20 protein-coding genes are annotated in these 18,104 nt (G+C 67.5%); 10 read left to right on the top strand and 10 right to left on the bottom strand.

Annotated features, from left to right (window positions below; translation table 11 throughout):
- Window positions 1-90: 90 nt before the first annotated feature.
- Together AVMA1855_RS19040 and AVMA1855_RS19045 are read left to right on the top strand one after the other, a co-directional pair.
- Complete coding sequence (locus AVMA1855_RS19040; protein ID WP_284426887.1) at window positions 91-849, top strand: SDR family NAD(P)-dependent oxidoreductase; 759 nt, start codon at window positions 91-93, stop codon at window positions 847-849.
- Window positions 850-975: 126 nt separating this feature from the next.
- On the top strand, window positions 976-1,959 hold the full coding sequence (locus tag AVMA1855_RS19045; RefSeq protein WP_284426888.1) for a Bug family tripartite tricarboxylate transporter substrate binding protein: 984 nt from the start codon (window positions 976-978) through the stop codon (window positions 1,957-1,959).
- A 125-nt stretch (window positions 1,960-2,084) separates the two neighbouring features.
- On the opposite strand, the gene AVMA1855_RS19050 is transcribed toward AVMA1855_RS19045, so the two are convergent.
- Together AVMA1855_RS19050 and AVMA1855_RS19055 are read right to left on the bottom strand one after the other, a co-directional pair.
- A complete protein-coding gene (locus AVMA1855_RS19050) occupies window positions 2,085-2,522 on the bottom strand; it encodes a universal stress protein (RefSeq protein WP_272552433.1) in 438 nt (145 codons plus the stop codon).
- A gap of 136 nt (window positions 2,523-2,658) precedes the next feature.
- A complete protein-coding gene (locus tag AVMA1855_RS19055; protein ID WP_284426889.1) occupies window positions 2,659-3,408 on the bottom strand; it encodes a 2OG-Fe dioxygenase family protein in 750 nt (249 codons plus the stop codon).
- Between the two features lie 120 nt (window positions 3,409-3,528).
- On the opposite strand from AVMA1855_RS19055, the gene AVMA1855_RS19060 reads away from it, so the two are divergent.
- Entirely contained in the window at window positions 3,529-3,912 is a 384-nt protein-coding gene (locus AVMA1855_RS19060; protein WP_284400318.1) for a PilZ domain-containing protein, read from the top strand.
- 15 nt (window positions 3,913-3,927) lie between these two features.
- Here the strand turns inward: AVMA1855_RS19060 and AVMA1855_RS19065 are convergent, their stop codons facing one another.
- Window positions 3,928-5,631, bottom strand: a complete 1,704-nt coding sequence (locus tag AVMA1855_RS19065) for a long-chain fatty acid--CoA ligase (protein WP_284426890.1) — start codon at window positions 5,629-5,631, stop codon at window positions 3,928-3,930.
- A 349-nt stretch (window positions 5,632-5,980) separates the two neighbouring features.
- Here AVMA1855_RS19065 and AVMA1855_RS19070 point away from each other — a divergent pair, with 349 nt between their 5' ends.
- Window positions 5,981-6,988 carry a D-2-hydroxyacid dehydrogenase family protein gene (locus tag AVMA1855_RS19070; protein WP_284426891.1) on the top strand — a complete coding sequence of 336 codons (1,008 nt, stop codon included), beginning with the start codon at window positions 5,981-5,983 and terminating at the stop codon, window positions 6,986-6,988.
- A 133-nt stretch (window positions 6,989-7,121) separates the two neighbouring features.
- Here AVMA1855_RS19070 and AVMA1855_RS19075 read toward each other — a convergent pair whose 3' ends face one another.
- The 4 genes from AVMA1855_RS19075 to AVMA1855_RS19090 form a co-directional block, all read right to left on the bottom strand.
- Complete coding sequence (locus AVMA1855_RS19075) at window positions 7,122-8,252, bottom strand: branched-chain amino acid ABC transporter substrate-binding protein (protein WP_284426892.1); 1,131 nt, start codon at window positions 8,250-8,252, stop codon at window positions 7,122-7,124.
- Between the two features lie 160 nt (window positions 8,253-8,412).
- A complete protein-coding gene (locus tag AVMA1855_RS19080) occupies window positions 8,413-8,949 on the bottom strand; it encodes a hypothetical protein (protein WP_284426893.1) in 537 nt (178 codons plus the stop codon).
- Window positions 8,949-9,383, bottom strand: coding sequence for a DNA polymerase III subunit chi (locus tag AVMA1855_RS19085; protein ID WP_284400327.1), 435 nt, complete (start codon window positions 9,381-9,383; stop codon window positions 8,949-8,951). The genes AVMA1855_RS19080 and AVMA1855_RS19085 overlap by 1 nt, the downstream gene beginning before the upstream one ends.
- Window positions 9,384-9,402: 19 nt before the next feature.
- Complete coding sequence (locus AVMA1855_RS19090; RefSeq protein ID WP_284426894.1) at window positions 9,403-10,914, bottom strand: leucyl aminopeptidase; 1,512 nt, start codon at window positions 10,912-10,914, stop codon at window positions 9,403-9,405.
- Window positions 10,915-10,937: 23 nt separating this feature from the next.
- On the opposite strand from AVMA1855_RS19090, the gene lptF reads away from it, so the two are divergent.
- The 6 genes from lptF (at window position 10,938) to AVMA1855_RS19120 (ending at window position 16,707) form a co-directional block, all read left to right on the top strand.
- The gene (gene lptF, locus AVMA1855_RS19095) at window positions 10,938-12,032 is read left to right on the top strand and encodes an LPS export ABC transporter permease LptF (RefSeq protein ID WP_272563754.1); all 1,095 of its coding nucleotides are present in this window, start codon (window positions 10,938-10,940) and stop codon (window positions 12,030-12,032) included.
- Window positions 12,029-13,132: an LPS export ABC transporter permease LptG gene (lptG, locus tag AVMA1855_RS19100; RefSeq protein WP_284426895.1), complete on the top strand. Its 1,104-nt coding sequence runs from the start codon at window positions 12,029-12,031 to the stop codon at window positions 13,130-13,132. Before lptF ends, lptG begins: the two co-directional genes overlap by 4 nt.
- A 17-nt stretch (window positions 13,133-13,149) precedes the next feature.
- Entirely contained in the window at window positions 13,150-13,524 is a 375-nt protein-coding gene (locus AVMA1855_RS19105) for a sirohydrochlorin chelatase (protein WP_284426896.1), read from the top strand.
- Between the two features lie 125 nt (window positions 13,525-13,649).
- Entirely contained in the window at window positions 13,650-14,591 is a 942-nt protein-coding gene (locus AVMA1855_RS19110) for a CysB family HTH-type transcriptional regulator (RefSeq protein WP_092743937.1), read from the top strand.
- 88 nt (window positions 14,592-14,679) lie between these two features.
- The gene (locus tag AVMA1855_RS19115; RefSeq protein ID WP_284426897.1) at window positions 14,680-15,852 is read left to right on the top strand and encodes a pyridoxal phosphate-dependent aminotransferase; all 1,173 of its coding nucleotides are present in this window, start codon (window positions 14,680-14,682) and stop codon (window positions 15,850-15,852) included.
- Window positions 15,853-16,095: 243 nt separating this feature from the next.
- A complete protein-coding gene (locus AVMA1855_RS19120; protein ID WP_284426898.1) occupies window positions 16,096-16,707 on the top strand; it encodes a hypothetical protein in 612 nt (203 codons plus the stop codon).
- A gap of 143 nt (window positions 16,708-16,850) precedes the next feature.
- Here AVMA1855_RS19120 and AVMA1855_RS19125 read toward each other — a convergent pair whose 3' ends face one another.
- The 3 genes from AVMA1855_RS19125 to AVMA1855_RS19135 form a co-directional block, all read right to left on the bottom strand.
- On the bottom strand, window positions 16,851-17,552 hold the full coding sequence (locus AVMA1855_RS19125) for a pentapeptide repeat-containing protein (RefSeq protein WP_284426899.1): 702 nt from the start codon (window positions 17,550-17,552) through the stop codon (window positions 16,851-16,853).
- 6 nt (window positions 17,553-17,558) lie between these two features.
- Window positions 17,559-17,900 (bottom strand): SMR family transporter, encoded by a 342-nt coding sequence (locus tag AVMA1855_RS19130; protein WP_272563759.1) that lies wholly within the window; start codon window positions 17,898-17,900, stop codon window positions 17,559-17,561.
- On the bottom strand, window positions 17,897-18,104 hold a 208-nt coding region (locus tag AVMA1855_RS19135; RefSeq protein WP_284426900.1), incomplete at its 5' end, for a hypothetical protein. The genes AVMA1855_RS19130 and AVMA1855_RS19135, both read right to left, overlap by 4 nt.

The raw sequence follows: 18,104 nt of genomic DNA on the forward strand, positions 1-18,104 counted from the left end.
TATTTTTAATAGCATGCTGAGCCGCGGAAATCGGTGCGCCCTCGAAGCCCCCGCCGGCCACGCCCGCAGTCCACGCAGTACCATCGCCGGATGCCAAAACACCTCACGATCTTGACCGGCTCCTCGCGCGGCATGGGCCTGGCGATGGCCCGCCAGCTGCTGCAGCCCGGCCACGCGCTGCTCACCCTGTCCCGCAACGCCCATCCCGAGCTCGCCGCCGAAGCCGCACAGGCCGGCGCCACGCTCGAGCAGTGGGAGCAGGACCTGTCCCAGGGCCTGCACGCTGCGGCCCGCCTGCGCACCTGGCTGGCCAACGTGCCGGCCGGCGAGTACGCCAGCGCCACCCTCATCAACAACGCCGGCGTGGTGCCGCGCATCGCACCGCTCTCGGGCAGCGACCCGGCCGACCTGGCGCACGCGCTGCGCGTCGGGCTGGAGGCCCCGATGCAGCTGAGCGGCGCCTTCCTGGGCGCCACCGAGAACTGGCCGGTGCCGCGCAAGGTGCTGAACATCTCCTCGGGCCTGGGGCGCCGCGCGATGGCCTCGCAGGCCGCCTATTGCGCCGCCAAGGCGGGCATGGACCACTTCACCCGCTGCCTGGCGCTGGACGAGGCCGCCAAGCCGAACGGCGCCAAGGTGTGCTCGCTCGCGCCCGGCGTGATCGACACCGACATGCAGGCCCACTTGCGCGATGCGAGCGCCGCCGACTTCCCTGACGTGCAGAACTTCGCCAACCTCAAGGCGGGCGGCCAGCTCACCTCGCCCGCCGATGCGGCGGCGCGCGTGCTGGCCTGGCTGGAGCGTGCCGACTTCGGCGAAACGCCCGTGGCCGACGTGCGCGACGCCTGAGGGCCACCCCCGTGCAAACGCTATGCTTTCAATAGCAATATGCCCTAGATAATATTGCGCTGAAGGCCATTTTTGCCTTGCATCGACTGGCTTGAACTTCCCCTGCAAAAAATGGAGACACGACCGATGATCCGCAGCCTGCTTTCCTTCACCGCGCTCGCCCTGGCGCTGGGCGCCACCGCCCAGGCGCAGACGCCCCCTCCCGCCGCCACCTACCCCACCAAGCCAGTGCGCCTGATCGTGCCCTTCCCGCCCGGCGGCGGCACCGACATCCTCTCGCGCCTGGTGGCCACCAAGCTGACCGAGGTGACCAAGTGGACCGTGGTGCCCGACAACCGCGCGGGCGCCGGCGGCACCATCGGCATCACCGAGGCCGTGAAGGCCGCCCCCACCGGCTACGACCTGGTGATGGGCCAGAAGGACAACCTGGTCGTCGCGCCCTGGCTCTACAAGAACCTGCCCTGGGACCCGACCAAGGACCTGGTCGCCGTGGCCCACGTGGCCTACACGCCGGTGATCATCGCCACCGGCGCCAACTCCCGCTTCAAGACCCTGGCCGACGTGGTGGCCGCCGCCCGCGCCGAACCCGGCAAGATCACCTACGGCTCACCCGGCAACGGCACCACCATCCACCTGGCCGGCGACCTGTTCGAAAAGGCCGCAGGCATCAAGCTGAGCCACATCCCGTACAAGGGCTCCAACCCCGCACTGATGGACGCGCTGGCGGGCAATGTGGACCTGCTGGTGTCCTCGGTGCCCTCGGCGATGGGCCAGATCAAGTCGGGCAAGCTGCGCCCGCTGGCCGTCACCTCGGCCAAGCGCAGCTCGTCGCTGCCGGACGTGCCCACCGTGGCCGAGTCGGGCTACAAGGGCTTCGACGTGAGTTCGTGGTACGGCATCTTCGCGCCGGCCGGCACGCCCGCCAACGTGGTGACCACGGTGAACGCCGAGGTCAACAAGCTGCTGGCATCGCCCGAGATGCAGGCCGCCATCCAGGCCCAGGGCGCCGAGCCCGAGTCGCTGTCGGCCGCGCAGTTCTCCACGCTGCTCAAGACCGACTACGCGAAGTGGAAGGGCATCGTGGAAGCCTCCGGCGCGAAGATCGAATAGGTGCGGCACGGGCCTTGTGCCCCCTGCTGCCTGCAGGCAACGCGCCCAATGCAAAACGGCTCCCGATGGAGCCGTTTTGCTTTGAGGGCCGGGTCAACGCCGGCCCCCAGGGCATCGACTGGCGATCAGTCGCGCACCACCAGCACGGGCACGTGCACCGCGCCCAGCACGCGCTGCGTCACGCTGCCCAGCACCAGCTTTTCCAGGCCGCGGCGGCCATGCGAGCCCATCACGATCAGGTCGGCCTGGCTGGTCTCCAGCGCACGCAGGATGCCGTCGTGCACTGCATGGCCCTCGCCCACCACCGCCGTCACCGGCACGCCGGCTTCCTGCATGGCCTTCTTGACGCCGTCCAGCGCCACGTTGGCCTCGGCCGTCGCAGCGCTCAGGTACTGCGACTGGCCATAGGCAAAGTCCGCGCCCACACCCGTGAACGGGTACGGGTCCACCACGTACACGGCGGTCACGGCCGCACCGAACGCCTTGGCCAGGCCGGCGGCCTTGGATACGGCGGTCATGGAGGTCGGCGAGCCGTCCACGGGAATCAGGATGTGCTTGAACATGGTTACTTCTCCTTCGGTTGATGGATCAGGCAGGGCCTGGGCCGGGGGGATCGCCTGCGCGATCGGTTGCCCGCTTCAGGCCCCAGTGTCGCGGCGACCGGTTGGCCGGCCGTTGATCCGCATCAAGTCATGGCCTTCAGGCCGGCGCGTCCTGGAAGCCTCCGCGCCGGCAGGTCACGACCAGCGTGTCGCGGAAACCACCGTCGGCCAGCGGCTGGATGGGCGTGGTCTCGTGGATCATGCGCGCATCGTCCAGCAGCATCAGCGACCAGGGCTCGCTGAGCGTGAAGCGCTGCCCGCTGGGCCCGGACGCTTCGAATATACGCGTCTCGCCGCCCTTGACCCGCTCGCGGCCGACGAGGAAAACCGCCACTAGGTCCACGCCGTCGCGGTGCGCGCCCTCCGGCGTGGGACGGCCGATGCCGTCGGTGGTGTCGATGCGGAACTGGTGCGCCTCGACGAACCAGCGCTCGGGCTGCGTGGCCAGGGCCTGCTGCGACACGCGGGCCAGCGCGGCGATCAATTGCCGCCACGCCGGGCGGGCCACGGTGGTGTCCAGCATCGGCGCGAACATCCGCTGCATGCCGCCGTGCAGCGCGTTGTATTCCACCGGCTGCCAGTGCGCGCGGTGGGGCACCGCCTGCACGCTGTCGCCATCGGCGACGAAGCTCGCGTGGCGGCGGCGGCGGTACCGCCCGCCGTCCTTCAGGAACTCATCGGGCGGCAGGCCGCTCCAGTCGGCGTGCAGCGCCTGGAGCTCGCCCAGCGGGCAACCGATCCACGCTGCGGTGTCGGCAGGCCGCAGCACGGCATAGCCGGCGCTGCGCAGATGGCTTGCCACTTGGTCCGGTGGCAGGTACGGAGGGGAGAAGGTGATGTGCGCCATAGGCGGCCAAGCTTAACCCGGCCCGCCCCTGGAACCTGGCGCAAAAGTGCCAGCCATCCGCTGGCGGCATCACCACCGTGCAGTAGCATGGCGGGGCCTTCGCCATTCCAGGAATCCGCCATGCCCCATGAACGCCGCCACTACGTCCGTGTGGCTTTCGATGCACCCGCGCTGCTCACCACCGGCCTGGGCACGTTCGACGTGCAGGTGCTGGACCTGTCGCTGCAAGGCGCGCTGCTCGCCCTGGGTGCCGAGCCCGCGGCCGCCCAACTGCCAGCCGGCGCGCCGTGCCAGTTGGTGATCGCCTTGTCGGCCGACAACGACCACATCGCCATGACCGGCGACATCGTGCACATCGAAGGCCCGCATGCCGGCCTGCAGTGCCGCACGATGGACCTGGACAGCGTGACCCACCTGCGCCGCGTGATCGAGCTGCAGCTGGGCGATCCCGCCCTGCTGGAGCGGGACCTGGCGGAGCTCATTGCCGCGCACGCGGCGCAATAGGCGCGGCGCGGCCCGTCAGGCGGCGGCAGGGCTGGCCAGCTCGGCCTCCTGCAAGGCACGCCACATCACCTTGCCGCTGCCGCTCTTGGGCAGCGCGTCCACCAGTTGCACCACGCGGGGCACCTTGTACACGGCCATGTGGTCTCGGCACCAGGCGATGATGTCTTCGCCGGTCACCTGCCCGCGGTGCTCCTGGCGCACCACCACCACGGCCTTGACCGTTTCGCCGCGGTAGCTGTCGCGCGCGGCGATGATGCAGGCCTCCTGGATCGCCGGGTGGCGGAACATGAGCGCTTCCACCTCGGCCGGCCAGACCTTGAAGCCGCTGGCGTTGATCATCCGCTTGAGCCGGTCGGTCAGGAAGAAATACCCCTCGTCGTCCACCCGCCCCAGATCGCCCGAGCGGAAGAACCGCTTGCCGTCCAGGTCGATGAAGGCCGAGGCCGTGGGCCCGGGCAGCTTCCAGTAGCCGCTGAAAACACCCGGGCCGTGGATCACGATCTCACCCTGCTCGCCGGCGGGCAGTTCCTGCAGTGTGTCGGGGTCAATGATGCGGGCATCGGTGCTGATGAACGGAATGCCCAGGCACTGCTGCTTGGGGTGGTCCGGCGGGTTGGTGTGGGAGGGCGCGGCGGTCTCGGTGAGGCCGTAGCCCTCGGTGTAGCGCAGGCCGTACTGCTCGAACAGCCGCTGCGCCACCGCCTGCGGCATGGCCGCGCCGCCGCCGCCGATGTACACCAGGCTGGACAGGTCGTACTGGCCGAAGTTCGGGCTGCCCATGAGGTCGATCACCATCGTGGGAATGTTGGTCCAGTTGCTCACGCGGTAGCGGGAGATGAGCCGCCCGGCCAGATCCCGGTCCCAGCGCGGCATGAGCACCAGGGTGGCCCCCACGTAGATACAGGAATGCATCACGCTGACCATGCCGGTGATGTGGAACATGGGCACGACGGCCAGCGTCACGCTCTCGGGCGTGGCGGTGCCCCACAGGCTGCTGGCCACGGCGTTGTGCATCAGGCTGCGGTGCGGGTGCATGCAGCCCTTGGGCAGGCCGGTGGTGCCGCTGGTGTAGGGCAGCACGGCCAGGTCTTCGGGCCCGACCGTGAGATCCGGGGCGGGCGCCGTGCAGGCCAGCGCATCCGTCCAGGCATACACCTGGCCGCCGGCCAGGACCGGCAGCGGGTGGCGGGTGCAGAGCCAGTCGCGCCACGCCGGCGGAATCGCGTCGGCGCCGGCCTCCTCGGGCGAGAACGCATCGGTGAACTGCGCCACCACCAGGTGGGCCAGGCCCGCGCCCGGCGCCAGCGCATCGCTGGCCTGCACCAGCTCGGGGGCCAGGTCGGCCGTGGTGATGGCCACGCGTGCGTCGGGGTCGGTGATGTAGTGGGTGAGTTCCTGCGCCCGGTTCATCGGATTGACCGGCACGACGACCGCGTTGGCCCGCAGGATGGCGAAGTGCGCCAGCACCAGTTGCGGACAGTTCTGCATGCACAGCAAGACGCGGTCGCCCTGCCGCACGCCCAGGGCATGCAGGTGCGCTGCCATCCGCTCGGCACCGTCGGCGAGCGCGCGGTAGGTCAGCGTGCGCCCGAAGAACACCAGTGCCGGCTTGTCCGGGTAGCGGCGGGCGCTGATCGCCAGGTTGTCCCAGAGGGAAGTGGCGGGCGGCGTGAGCGCGTGCGGCAGGCGGCGGGGCCAGAAGGCGTGGTGGGCAGGCATGGGCGATTCGGTTCCTTTCGCTTGCAGCCTAGTGACCTGCCCCGGGCCCGGCATCGGGGATGCCCCCTACGGCCGGTCGCGTGGGCGACCCGGTCTGCCCATGGCCCGCCGAGGTGCGGCAATGGTGCCAGGACGGAGACTTTTGTAACCGCGTGTCCCGCACCGGCGCTTTGAGCGGGCTTGCGCGGCGACGCGGCCGCGCGCATCAACGACAATGTGCGGCTGGGCCAAGCGCCCTGCCCCGCCGGCACCGCCCGGGCCCGGCAGGCCGCGCGGCACGATTCTTTCGATTTCTGCGGCAGGGCCCCCCACAGGCCCTGCCCCGCAGCTTGCGGGTTTTACGGACAACATGAACATTGTCATTCTCGACGACTACCAGGACGCAGTGCGCAAGCTGCATTGCGCCGCACGCCTGGACCCCTACAACGCCAAGGTGTATACCAACACCGTCAAGGGGCTGGGCCAGCTTTCGGTGCGCCTGAAGGACGCGGACATCATCGTGCTGGTGCGCGAACGCACCCACATCTCGCGCCAGCTGGTCGAGAAGCTGCCGCGCCTCAAACTCATCGCGCAGACCGGCAAGATCGGCCCGCACGTGGACGTGACGGCCTGCACCGAGCGCGGCATCGCGGTGGCCGAAGGCGTGGGATCGCCGGTGGCGCCGGCTGAACTGACCTGGGCGCTCATCATGGCCGCGATGCGCCGGCTGCCCCAGTACATCTCCAACCTCAAGCATGGCGCCTGGCAGCAGTCGGGCCTGCGCGCGGCGTCGATGCCGCCCAACTTCGGCGTCGGCACCGTGCTGCGGGGCAAGACGCTGGGCCTGTGGGGCTATGGGCGCATCGGGCAGATCGTCGCCGGCTACGGCCGGGCCTTCGGCATGAACGTGCGGGTGTGGGGCCGCGAGGCCTCACGCGCCCAGGCCCTGAGCGACGCGCTGCAGGTGGCGACCACGCGCGAGGAGTTCTTCGCCCAGTGCGACGTCATCTCGCTGCACCTGCGCCTGAACGACGAGACGCGCGGAATCATCCGGCTGGAAGACCTGTCGTGCATGAAGCCCACCGCGCTGCTGGTGAACACCTCGCGCGCCGAACTGATCGAGGCCGACGCCCTGATCGCCGCCCTGAACCGCGGCCGCCCCGGCATGGCCGCCGTGGACGTGTTCGAGAGCGAGCCCATCCTGCAGGGCCATGCCCTGCTGCGGCTGGAGAACTGCATCTGCACGCCGCACATCGGCTACGTGGAGCAGGACAGCTATGAGCTGTACTTCGGGGCCGCGTTCGACAACGTCGTCAACTACATCCGGGGCACGCCCACCAACATCGTGAACCCGGGCGCGCTGCAGGTCCGGCGCTGAAGCGCCCATCCCCCGGCCACACCGGAATCGAGTGCGACCCGTTTCGGCCGCACCATGAAAAAAGGCCTCCGAACCGGAGGCCTTTTGCTTGGCGCGGACCACCGGTCTTTCAACCGGCGGTGCCGCTGCGCGCTCAGTTCAGAGGCGTCTTCTTGCCGTCCTTGTACACGTACAGGGTGATGGCAGGGTTCTTCAGTTCGCCATTGGGTTCGAAGGCGATGTTGGCCGTCACGCCCTTGTAGTTGGACTTTTGCAGTTCGGGGATGTAGACCTTCGGATCCCACGAGTTGGCACGCTTCATGGCATCGACCAGCAGCATGGTGGCGTCGTAGGTGTAGGGGCTGTACACCTGGAACTGGTTGGGGTACTTGGCGTCGTACTTGGCGCGCCATGCGGTGCCGCCAGGCATCTTGGCCAGCGAAGCGCCGCCTTCGGCGCAGACCACGTTGTTCAGCGTCTTGGCGCCGGCGGCCAGCTTGGCCACTTCAGCGGTACAGATGCCGTCGCCACCGAAGTACTTCACGTTGCCCATGCCCAGCTGTTCCATCTGGCGCAGCATCGGGCCGGCCTGGGGGTCCATGCCGCCGTAGAACACCGCATCGGGGTTCTTGGACTTGATGGCCGTCAGAATGGCCATGAAGTCGGTGGCCTTGTCGGTCGTGAACTGCTCGTCCACCACCTTCATGCCCTTGGCGGCCGCCGTCTTCTTGAACACGTCGGCAACGCCCTGGCCGTAGGCCGTGCGGTCATCGACGATGGCCACGGTCTTGAGCTTCAGCGTGTCGGCCGCGTAGAACGCCAGGCCAGCGCCCAGGGCGTTGTCGTTGGCGATGATGCGGAACGTCGTCTTGTAGCCTGACTTGGTCAGGTTGGGGTTGGTGGCGGCGCCGGTGACGTGCGGAATGCCGCAGTCGTTGTACACCTTGGAGGCAGGGATGGTCGTGCCGGAATTCAAATGGCCCACCACGCCAGCAACCTTTGCATCGCACAGCTTCTGTGCAGCGGCGGTGCCTTGCTTCGGATCTGCAGCATCGTCTTCCGCCTGCAGTTCGAACTTGATCTTCTTGCCGCCAATCGTGACGCCTTGGGCATTCAGTTCTTCAACTGCCATGCGGGCGCCGTTTTCGTTGTCCTTGCCGTAGTGGGCTTGTGGGCCGGAAACCGGTCCCACGTGACCGATCTTGACCACCTGCTCTTGTGCAGAGGCCGCGCCGGCAAAAGCCGCGATAGCGGCAACCACGGTCAGTTTCAACTTCAGTTGCATATGAATCTCCATTAAGGGGTGAGCGCTGAGAAATATTGTTGTGTCTCAACGCCGGAAACATATCGCAATTTATGGGCCAGATCACTAGGGAACACGATGACATGCGGCAGAAACCACAGGGGAATACCCTGTCACTGACCCACCGCCCCCCCGAAGGAGGTCAAACGGAGGACGCTCCGGGGTGTCCAGCCAGCTCCTCGGCCACGGCTTCGTACACCGCATGGCGCACCACCGACTCCACTTCTTCGCGCAGCCGGGGCACCATGGAGCGGGTCTGCTCCATGACCACGGTGGCGATCGCCTCGCGCAGCCGCTGGTCCAGCACCACGTCGACGCGCTGCATGACACGGTGGATCACCACCTCTTCGATGTCCTTCAGCCCGGCAGCCGGCAGGGCCAAGTCCATGGGCGCGGGGGCCGGCAAAGGCGCGGGGGTGCGGGCCGCCGCCGGGGGAACGGGCGGCGTGGCAGACCGCGCCATGGCCAGCGCCATGACAGGCGACAGGACCGGCCGGGGCGGCAACCCGGCGACCACGGGAGGCTTGACGAACGACGGCGAAACCGCGGGCACTGCAGGGGCCCCAGCACCCGGCACCGCGGGGCTCGGCTGCCCCACGCCGGGTACGCCGTCCGAAAGCTGCACCACATCGGTGAGCGTGGGCACAAATCTAGGGGGCGCCTTGGGTGGGGAAGACATCACGCGCCTTTCAGCACGAGGTCGTGCCGCACGATCTGGTAGCCCCGCGACGCATAGTGGCGCCACCGGTCGCGCGCACCGCTGCGGTCGGCCTCGTCGTGCGCGCTCACCACTTCCACCAGTTTGCCGAACCGCTCGAAACCTGGCGGCACCGCACCGCCCAGGTTCAGCAGCACTTCATGGTGGGTCGCCAGGCGCAGGTCCTGCGCCAGCAGCACGGGCGAGGCCTCGCGCAGGTCTTCGCCGTCGCGCTCGTTGCAGTGGGCAACGAAATCCTGCGGGGCCATCGCCCAGAGCGCGCGGTCCAGGCCGTCGAGCGCGGACTCCGGCCCCGTGATGACCAGCCGGGCATCGCTGCGCAGCACCTTGCGCGCGAAGCGGCAGGCATAGGCCAGCTTGTCCGGCGCGTTGAAGTGGAAAGCGATTTCCGTCATGGCCAAGCGGTGGGCGCGATCAGCGGGCCGACACGCGCGGCGCGCGCGCGGCCTTGGCCACCGGCTTGCGCGCCGGCGCCTTGGCCCGGGGTTGCGCCGCCGCATCGAGCAGGTATTGCACCAGCAGGCCGACCGGCCGGCCCGTGGCGCCCTTGGCGGCGCCACCCTTCCAGGCCGTGCCGGCAATGTCCAGGTGCGCCCACGGGGTGTCGCCCACGAAACGCTGCAGGAACTTGGCCGCCGTGATGGCGCCGCCAGCCCGCCCGGCCACATTCCCCATGTCGGCGAAGTTGCTTTTGAGCCCCTCGCCATATTCGTCGTCCAGCGGCATGCGCCAGCACGGGTCGAGCGCCGCATCGCCAGCCGCCTGCAGGCTTTGCGCGAGCGCGTCGTCGGTGGCGAACAGGCCGCTGCGCAGGCCGCCCAACGCGACCACGCAGGCGCCGGTCAGGGTGGCGATGTCCACCATCGCCGCCGGCTTGAAGCGCGCGGCGTAGGTAATGGCATCGCACAGCACCAGCCGGCCTTCGGCGTCGGTGTTCAGCACTTCGATGGTCTGGCCGCTCATGCTGGTGACCACGTCGCCGGGCTTGACCGCACGGCCATCGGGCATGTTCTCGCATGCGGGAATGAGGCCCACCACGTTGACGGAGGGCTTGAGTTCGGCCAGTGCTCGGAACACGCCCAGCACACTGGCTGCGCCGCCCATGTCGAACTTCATCTCGTCCATCTCGGCCGCGGGTTTGATCGAAATGCCGCCCGTGTCGAAGGTGATGCCCTTGCCGATCAGCACCGTGGGCGCCTGCCCGCGAACGCCGCCGTCATAGCGCAACTCGATGAAGCGCAGCGGCTCTTCCGAGCCGCGCGCCACCGCCAGAAACGCACCCATGCCCAGCTTGGCGGCTTCTGCGGGGCCCATCACCTTGCACTGGATGGAGGGGAACTTGGCCAGTGCCTTCGCAGCGCCCGCCAGCAGCGTGGGCGTGGCATGGTTGGCCGGGCGGTTGGCCCACTCGCGGGCGTATTCGATGCCCGACACCAACGCTGCGCCACGCGCGAACTCGGACCTGGCGGCAGCGGCGTCCGCCACGCCGAGCACCACGCGCGACAGCACGCGGGGCTCGGTCTTGGATTTGGTGGCGGTATAGATGTAGGTGGCTTCGGCCAGCGCCTGCACGGCGGCGCAGACGGCCCCGCTGGCGGGGGGCGCGGCGAAGCACACCGCGGCGCGCTTGACCTGGGGGGATTTGAGCAAAGAGGCCGCGGCCAGGATGGCCTGGCGCGTGGCGCGCGCGGAGCCGTCGCCACCGCCCAGCAGCACCACGCGGCGAGCGGCCACGGCGGGCATCTGGTACAGCTGCAGGCTCTTGCCGGCCTTGGTGTCGAAGTCGCCGTTCTTGAGGGCATGGGCGATCAGGCTGGGCAACGCACCGCCGGCGGGTTTCGCGCCGTCGGCCACCACAATGGCCAGCAGGTCGCATTTCTCGGCGGCGGCGCCGTCAAGGCTCAGGGTCTTCAGATCGAAGTTCATAATCGGTGTTTTCCTTCGAGCCAATGTTATTCGATTCATCCATTCGCAAGGAGCTGGCGCGCAGCTTCGGCGCGACCCTGGTGGTGCTGGTCACCGTGGTCATGACCATGATGCTGATCCGCACGCTCGGCCAGGCCTCGCGCGGCAGCGTCAATCCCTCCGACGTGATGCTCGTCATGGGCTTCACCGTGCTTGGGCAGTTGCCCACCATCCTGAGCTTGAGCCTGTTCGTGGCCGTGGTCGGGACGCTCTCGCGCATGTACCGCGACAGCGAGATGGTGATCTGGTTCGCCAGCGGCCGCGGGCTCATCAACCTGCTCACCCCGCTGCTGCGCTTTGCCTGGCCCGTGATGCTGGTCATCGCGACCCTGGCCCTGGTGATCTGGCCCTGGGCCAACCAGCAGATCCAGGCCCTCAAAGTGCAGTACGAACAGCGCGGGGATGTGGACCGCATCGCGCCCGGTGAATTCCAGGAGTCCGCCAACGGCAGCCGCGTGTTCTTCATCGACCGGGAAAGCCCGGACAACGAACAGGCCAGCAACGTTTTCATCGCCTCGACCGAGCGCGGCCGCGAGACCGTGACATCCGCCCGCAGCGCCCGGCTGGAGACGCGCAACGGCGAGCGCATGGTGCTGCTGAGCGACGGCCAGCGCCTGGAGACCACCGTGGACAAGCCCGGGCTCAAGGTGAGCGAGTTCATCGAGTACGGCACCCGCATCGGATCGGCGCCCCCGGGCGCGCAGGATGAGCAGGCCGTCAAGACCATCTCCACCCCTGCCCTGCTGGCCTCGGCCGAGCCGGCCTTCCGCGCCGAACTGGGCTGGCGTTTCGGCCTGGCGGTGGCCGCCCTCAATTTCGTGGTGATGGGGCTCGCGCTGGCCAGCGTGAACCCCCGCGCCGGTCGCAGCAGCAGCCTGGTGCTGGCGCTGTTCGCCTTTGTCGTCTACTACAACCTCATGACCCTGGGACAAAGCTGGATCAGTTCCGGACGGCTGGGCGTGGTGCCGTTCATGCTGCTGCTGCACGGCGGCACGCTGGCCCTGGGCCTGGCGCTGCTGACGGCGCGCCACCATCGCTGGTCGCCCAGCATGCTGTGGCGCCGCGGAGGCCGCGCATGAAAACCATCCGCCGCCTGATCTACCGCGAAGCCCTGTCGGCCGTGGCTTTCGTCACGCTGGGCTTTCTCGCGCTGTTCTTTTTCTTCGACATGGTCGATGAACTGCGTTGGGTGGGCCGCACGGGGCCGGACGGCTACCAGCTGTCCCATGCCATGCTGTTCGTCGCGCTCAGCATTCCCAGCCACCTCTACGAGCTGCTGCCGATCACGGTGCTGATCGGCACGATCTTCGTGATGGCGCGGCTGGCGCAAAGCTCGGAGTTCACCATCATGCGCACCAGCGGCCTGGGGCCCTGGCGCGCGCTGCGCACGCTGCTGGTGCTGGGCCTGGGGTTCGTCATGCTGACCTTCGCCGTCGGCGATTACATCGCACCGATGACCGACCGCGCGGCGCAGCTGGTCAAGGCGCGGCACTTGGGGCAACTGACCACCGGCGCGACGGGCGCCTGGCTCAAGGAGCGCCAGGGCACCCATTCGATGGCGGTGAACGTGCGTGCGCTCAGCCCCGATGGCGGCATGCTCAACATCCGCGTGTTCGAATTCGATGCGAACGGCCGGGTGGCCTCCACCCTGCAGGCCGCCAGCGGCACGGTCGGCAACGACCTATGGGAGCTGAAACAGGTCAAGCGCAGCGTGTTCCATCGCAGCGGTGAGGCGGAGGCACGAGTCGAGCGCCTGCAGGAGGCCGAACTGCGCTGGCCCACGCGCATCAGCGCCGACATGGTGTCCGCGGCGCTGCTCAAGCCCGACCGCATGGCCACCATCGACCTGTTCCAGTACATCCGCCATCTGGAGGCCAACGGCCAGTCGGCGCAGCGCTATGAGATCGAGTTCTGGCGCAAGGTGTTCTACCCGCTCAGCTGCCTGGTGATGGTGGTGCTGTCGCTGCCCTTCGCCTACCTGCATTTCCGCTCCGGCGGCATCGCGGGCTACGTGTTCGGCGGGGTGATGGCTGGCATCAGCTTCTTCCTGCTGAACAACGTCTTCGGCTATGCGGGCAACCTGCAGAACTGGTCGCCCTGGCTCACTGCGGCGGCGCCGGGATTGATCTATTCGGTGCTTTCGCTGGCCGCCTTCGGCTGGCTGGTGCTGCGCCGGTGACCCGAGGAGCGCACGCGTTGACTGCTACTCCACCCCGAGGCGTCGTGCTGTTCGCCCATGGTTCGCGCGACCCGCTGTGGCGCGCCCCCATGGAGGCCGTTCAGGCCCACCTGCAGCAGCATCGCCCCGAACTGCGGGTGCGCTGCGCCTATCTCGAATTGACCACACCTGACCTCGCGCAGGCCGTGCAGTCGCTGGTGGACGAAGGTGCCCGGCATGTGACGGTGGTGCCGATGTTCCTGGGCACGGGCAAGCACGCCCGCGAAGACCTTCCGCTCCTGGTACAGACCCTGCGCGCCACGCACCCCGACGTGCATTTCGAAGTCCAGGGCGCCATCGGTGAGGACCCGCGCATGACCGCATTGATGGCGGAGATCGCCGGCTCGGCCTGACGCGGACATCCAGGCGGGAAGGTCGCATGACTGACGCCACCCGGGCCCTTTCAAAAATTGGACAGCCGCTGTTCTTCCTTAGACGGCTGCAGCATAATGATCGCCTTCTTTAGCAGCGATACGATATGAATCTGCACCAATTCCGCTTCGTTCAGGAAGCCGCGCGCCGCAACCTCAACCTGACCGAAGCCGCCAAGGCGCTGCACACCTCGCAGCCCGGCGTGTCCAAGGCCATCATCGAACTGGAAGAGGAATTGGGCGTGGACATCTTCGCGCGCCACGGCAAGCGGCTCAAGCGCATCACCGAGCCGGGCCAGCACGTGCTCAAGAGCATCGAGTTGATCATGCGCGAGGTCGGCAACCTCAAGCGCATCGGCGAGCAGTTCAGTGCGCAGGACAGCGGCACCCTCAGTATCGCCACCACCCACACGCAGGCGCGCTACGTGCTGCCCCTGCCCGTGGCCAAGCTGCGTGAAGCGTACCCCAAGGTGAACATCAGCCTGCACCAGGCCACGCCGCACGAGGTGGCGCGCATGGTGATCGACGAGGTGGCCGAGATCGGCATGGCCACGGAGTCGCTGGCCGACTATCCCGATCTGGTCACCCTGCCCTGCTATGAATGGCAGCATGTGCTGGTGATGCCCACCGCCCATCCGCTGGCGCAAAAGGAGCGCCTGGGCCTGGACGACATCGCGCACGAAGCCCTCATCACCTACCACCCGTCGTTCACCGGCCGGGGCAAGATCGACCAGGCGTTCGCCGCCCGCAAGCTGCAGCCGCGCATCGTGCTGGAGGCCATCGACTCCGACGTGATCAAGACCTACGTGCGCCTGGGCCTGGGCATCGGCATCGTGGCCGAGATGGCGATGCGCGACGACCCACTGGGCGACCTGGTGGTGCGGCCCGTGGGTCACCTCTTCGGCCAGAGCGTGGCACGCGTGGCGTTTAAGCGTGGCGCCTACCTGCGCAACTTCGTCTACAAGTTCGCCGAGTTGCTGAGCGACCGCCTGAACCGCGAACTCATCGCCCGGGCCATGACCGGCCACGTGAACGACTACGAACTCTGAACCCGCACCGCCCGCATACCGAGTGGCTTTCGCTCCGCATCGAACCCGCTTTTTTCCCAGACCGTCTTTCCAGCCAGCCCCTCGCGCCATGACCTCCACCGACATCGCACCGCGCACACCCGCCTTTCCCAGCAAACTGCCCCAGGTGGGCACCACCATCTTCACGGTGATGTCGGCCCTGGCGGCCGAGCATGGCGCCGTGAACCTGGGCCAGGGCTTTCCGGACTTCCACTGCGACTCAGCGCTGATCGATGCCGTGGACCGCGCCATGCGCACCGGGCACAACCAGTACCCGCCCATGGCAGGCGTGCCTGCGCTGCGCGAAGCCGTGGCTGCCAAGATAGAAGCGCTCCATGCCCGCCGGTATGACGCCAACACGGAAATCACCATCACCGCTGGCGCCACGCAGGCGATCCTGACCGCCATCCTGGCGACGGTGCATGCGGGTGACGAAGTGATCGTGCTCGACCCCTGCTACGACAGCTACGCCCCCAATGTGGAACTGGCAGGCGGCATGGTGGTGCGGGTGCCGCTCACGCCGGGCAGTTTCCGGCCCGATTTTGGCAAGATCGCCGCGGCCATCACGCCGCGCACGCGCGCGCTCATCATCAACAGCCCGCACAACCCCAGCGCCACCATCTGGACGGCCGAGGACATGCGCACGCTGGAAGAACTGCTCGCCCCCACCGATGTGCTGCTCATCAGCGACGAGGTGTACGAGCACATGGTGTTCGACGGCGCGCAGCACGAGAGCGCGGCACGCTTTCCCGGCCTGGCAGCACGCGCGTTCATCGTGTCGAGCTTCGGCAAGACCTTCCACGTCACCGGCTGGAAGGTCGGCACCGTCGCGGCTCCGGCCGCGCTGACGGCGGAGTTTCGCAAGGTGCACCAGTTCAACGTGTTCACCGTGAACACGCCGATGCAGCACGGCCTGGCGGCCTATCTGCAGGACCCGGCGCCCTACCTGCAACTGCCCGCGTTCTACCAGGCCAAGCGCGACCTGTTCCGCCAGGGGCTGGAAGGCTCTCGCCTTCGGTTGCTGCCCAGCACGGGAAGCTACTTCCAGTGCGTGGACATCTCGGCGGTGAGCGATCTGAACGAGTCCGACTTCTGCCAGTGGCTGACCCGCGAGGTGGGCGTGGCGGCGATCCCGCTGTCGGCTTTCTATGGCGACGGGTTCGACCAGCGCGTGGTGCGGTTTTGCTTTGCGAAGCAGGACGACACGCTGCGCCAGGCACTGCAGCGGCTGCGCAAGCTCTGATCACAAACGGCGATCATTCTGGTTGACCCGCCAACGCGTCGCGCAGCCAGTCGAGAAAAGCCAGCCCTGTGCGACAGGGCATCAGCAAAGGCGCCATGGGGCGCGATGGGACGCCGCGAACAAGTGGGCTGATGGAAGCCGTCAGGTGTCCTTTGCAAATTCTGTGGACCTGCAGGCAACCAAAGACGGACCGTTGGGGCACTCACGCTGCGACACCTCTCAAGGCGCCCCGTGCGTCACCCCATGCTCCTCAAGAATGCGCTCGTCTTCGTTCACCTGCTCGCCATGGCCGTTGCCGTGGGAAAGATGCTGGAGTATGACTTCCGATTTCTTCGCTCCGTCCACCGCCCGATTTCAGCGCAGCAGTGGGAGAACCTGCTTCATACCAAGCGAACGATGACGGTGGCGTTGGGCGTGCTGTGGGTGACCGGGCTGGGCTTTCTCTACGTCGGCCAAGCACAGTACCCCGGGTATCTGGCCAACGAGAAACTCTGGATGAAGGTGCTCACCGTGTGCGTGTTGACGCTGAACGGAATGCTCATGCATCATTTCGCGTTTCCATACATGCAGCAGGGCACGGTCTTCCTGCAGTGGCCTCTGGGCCGGGTGCTGTTGCTGACCGGGTTTGCCACCGTGTCTTCGATCTCGTGGCTGTACGCCTCGTTTCTCGGTATCGCACGTTCATGGAACGACACCGTGGCGTTCGAACATGCGCTTGGCGTCTATGTGGCGCTGCTGCTCCTGGCAGCCGCTGGCACGGCAGGGCTCATGGCTTTTTTGCACCACCGCCACGCCAGGGGCATTCAGCCGGGTCCACTGCCATGCACCGGCCCCCGTGGCCGCTGCCCGCGTTGAGTGGCATGCGCCGTCCGTGAATGTCCTGCCGCGCGAAAACCAGCGAATTCAGTCGGCAAGCCAGTTCCACAGGCAAGGCGCGAGCAGGAGGCTGGCGCGCATTCGATGGCTTGCCAAAAGCGCTGATGGCCCGCCCTGCCCGTTCAGCCCACGCGGACGCCCAGGCCACCGATGAGTGCAGCGGCCTGATCCATCGACAGCATCGCACCCTTGAACGATTGGGCCACGGTGGTCACCGTCAGGCCGCCCAGGTCCACCGAACGCAGGTCCGCGCCATCGAAGCGTGCATTCTTCAGGTTCGCATCCCGCAGGCTGCCACCCTCGAAGACCGCGTCGCGGAAATCGCATCCAGCCAGGTCGGCTTCGGACAGATCCAATTGCTCCAGGCTGCGCTTGCGGAACGAAAGGCCGCGCAGGTCCGCGCCCACCAGTCGGCACTGGTGAAACTCCAGCCCCAAGGTACTCGCCTGATTGAAATGCGCCCCCGTCAGCTTGGCCTCGGTGAACAGCACGCCCGCCAGCTTGGTGCCGGTCCAACGCGTGTTGTTGAAATCGCTGCTGCACAGCCGGGCGCCGGACAGATCGGCCAAGCTGAAATCCGCTTGCCGCGCCTTGCAATCGAGCCAGCGCGAATCCGCCAGCATCGCCTTCTCGAAGCGGGTCTCGGCGAAGGTGCAATCCAGAAACCGGGCACCGCCCAGGTCCAGGCCGGAAAGGTCTTCTCCGTCGAACCGGCAGTGCTCGAACGCCAGCGGGCCATGCGGGCCTGCGAGGGCCGCCACCAGCGCACCGCGCGAAAAAACCTGGTCGCTGAAAAGCGCGGAATCCATGTCGGAACGGGCCATCACGATTCAATGCCCCGTGCTCTTGGAAAAGAGATTGACCACCAGCACCCCCGCGATGATCAGCCCCAGGCCGACCATCGCCGGCGCATCGAGCCGCTGCCGAAACACCACCCAGCCCACCACCGAAATCAGCACGATGCCAACGCCCGACCAGATGGCATAGGCGACCCCCACCGGAATCGTCTTCAAGGCCAGCGAGAGTGCATAGAAAGAGGCGGCATACGCCACCCCGGTGATCAGGCTGGGCACCAGACGGGTAAATCCATCCGACGCCTTGAGCGCGGTGGTGCCCACCACCTCCAAAGCGATGGCCAGTCCCAAGATGAGATAGCTGGGGTGCACGGTCATGGCGCGGTTCCTTGGGTGAGTTCGAGCAGAAGGGAAAGAAGGCGGTCCTTGCGGTCTGGCGGCGTGCCGTAGACATCCGGGAACCTCTCAAAACCCATCCGGTCCCTTGTTGATCGAGAACGCGTGCTCCATCCTTTGCCATGATCACTCCCCGTAGCGCCCTGAAGTTCGACCTGTTCGCTGAGGCCTCGCGCCAACACAAGA

The sequence above is a fragment of the Acidovorax sp. SUPP1855 genome, assembly GCF_030158955.1.
GTDB lineage: Bacteria > Pseudomonadota > Gammaproteobacteria > Burkholderiales > Burkholderiaceae_C > Paracidovorax.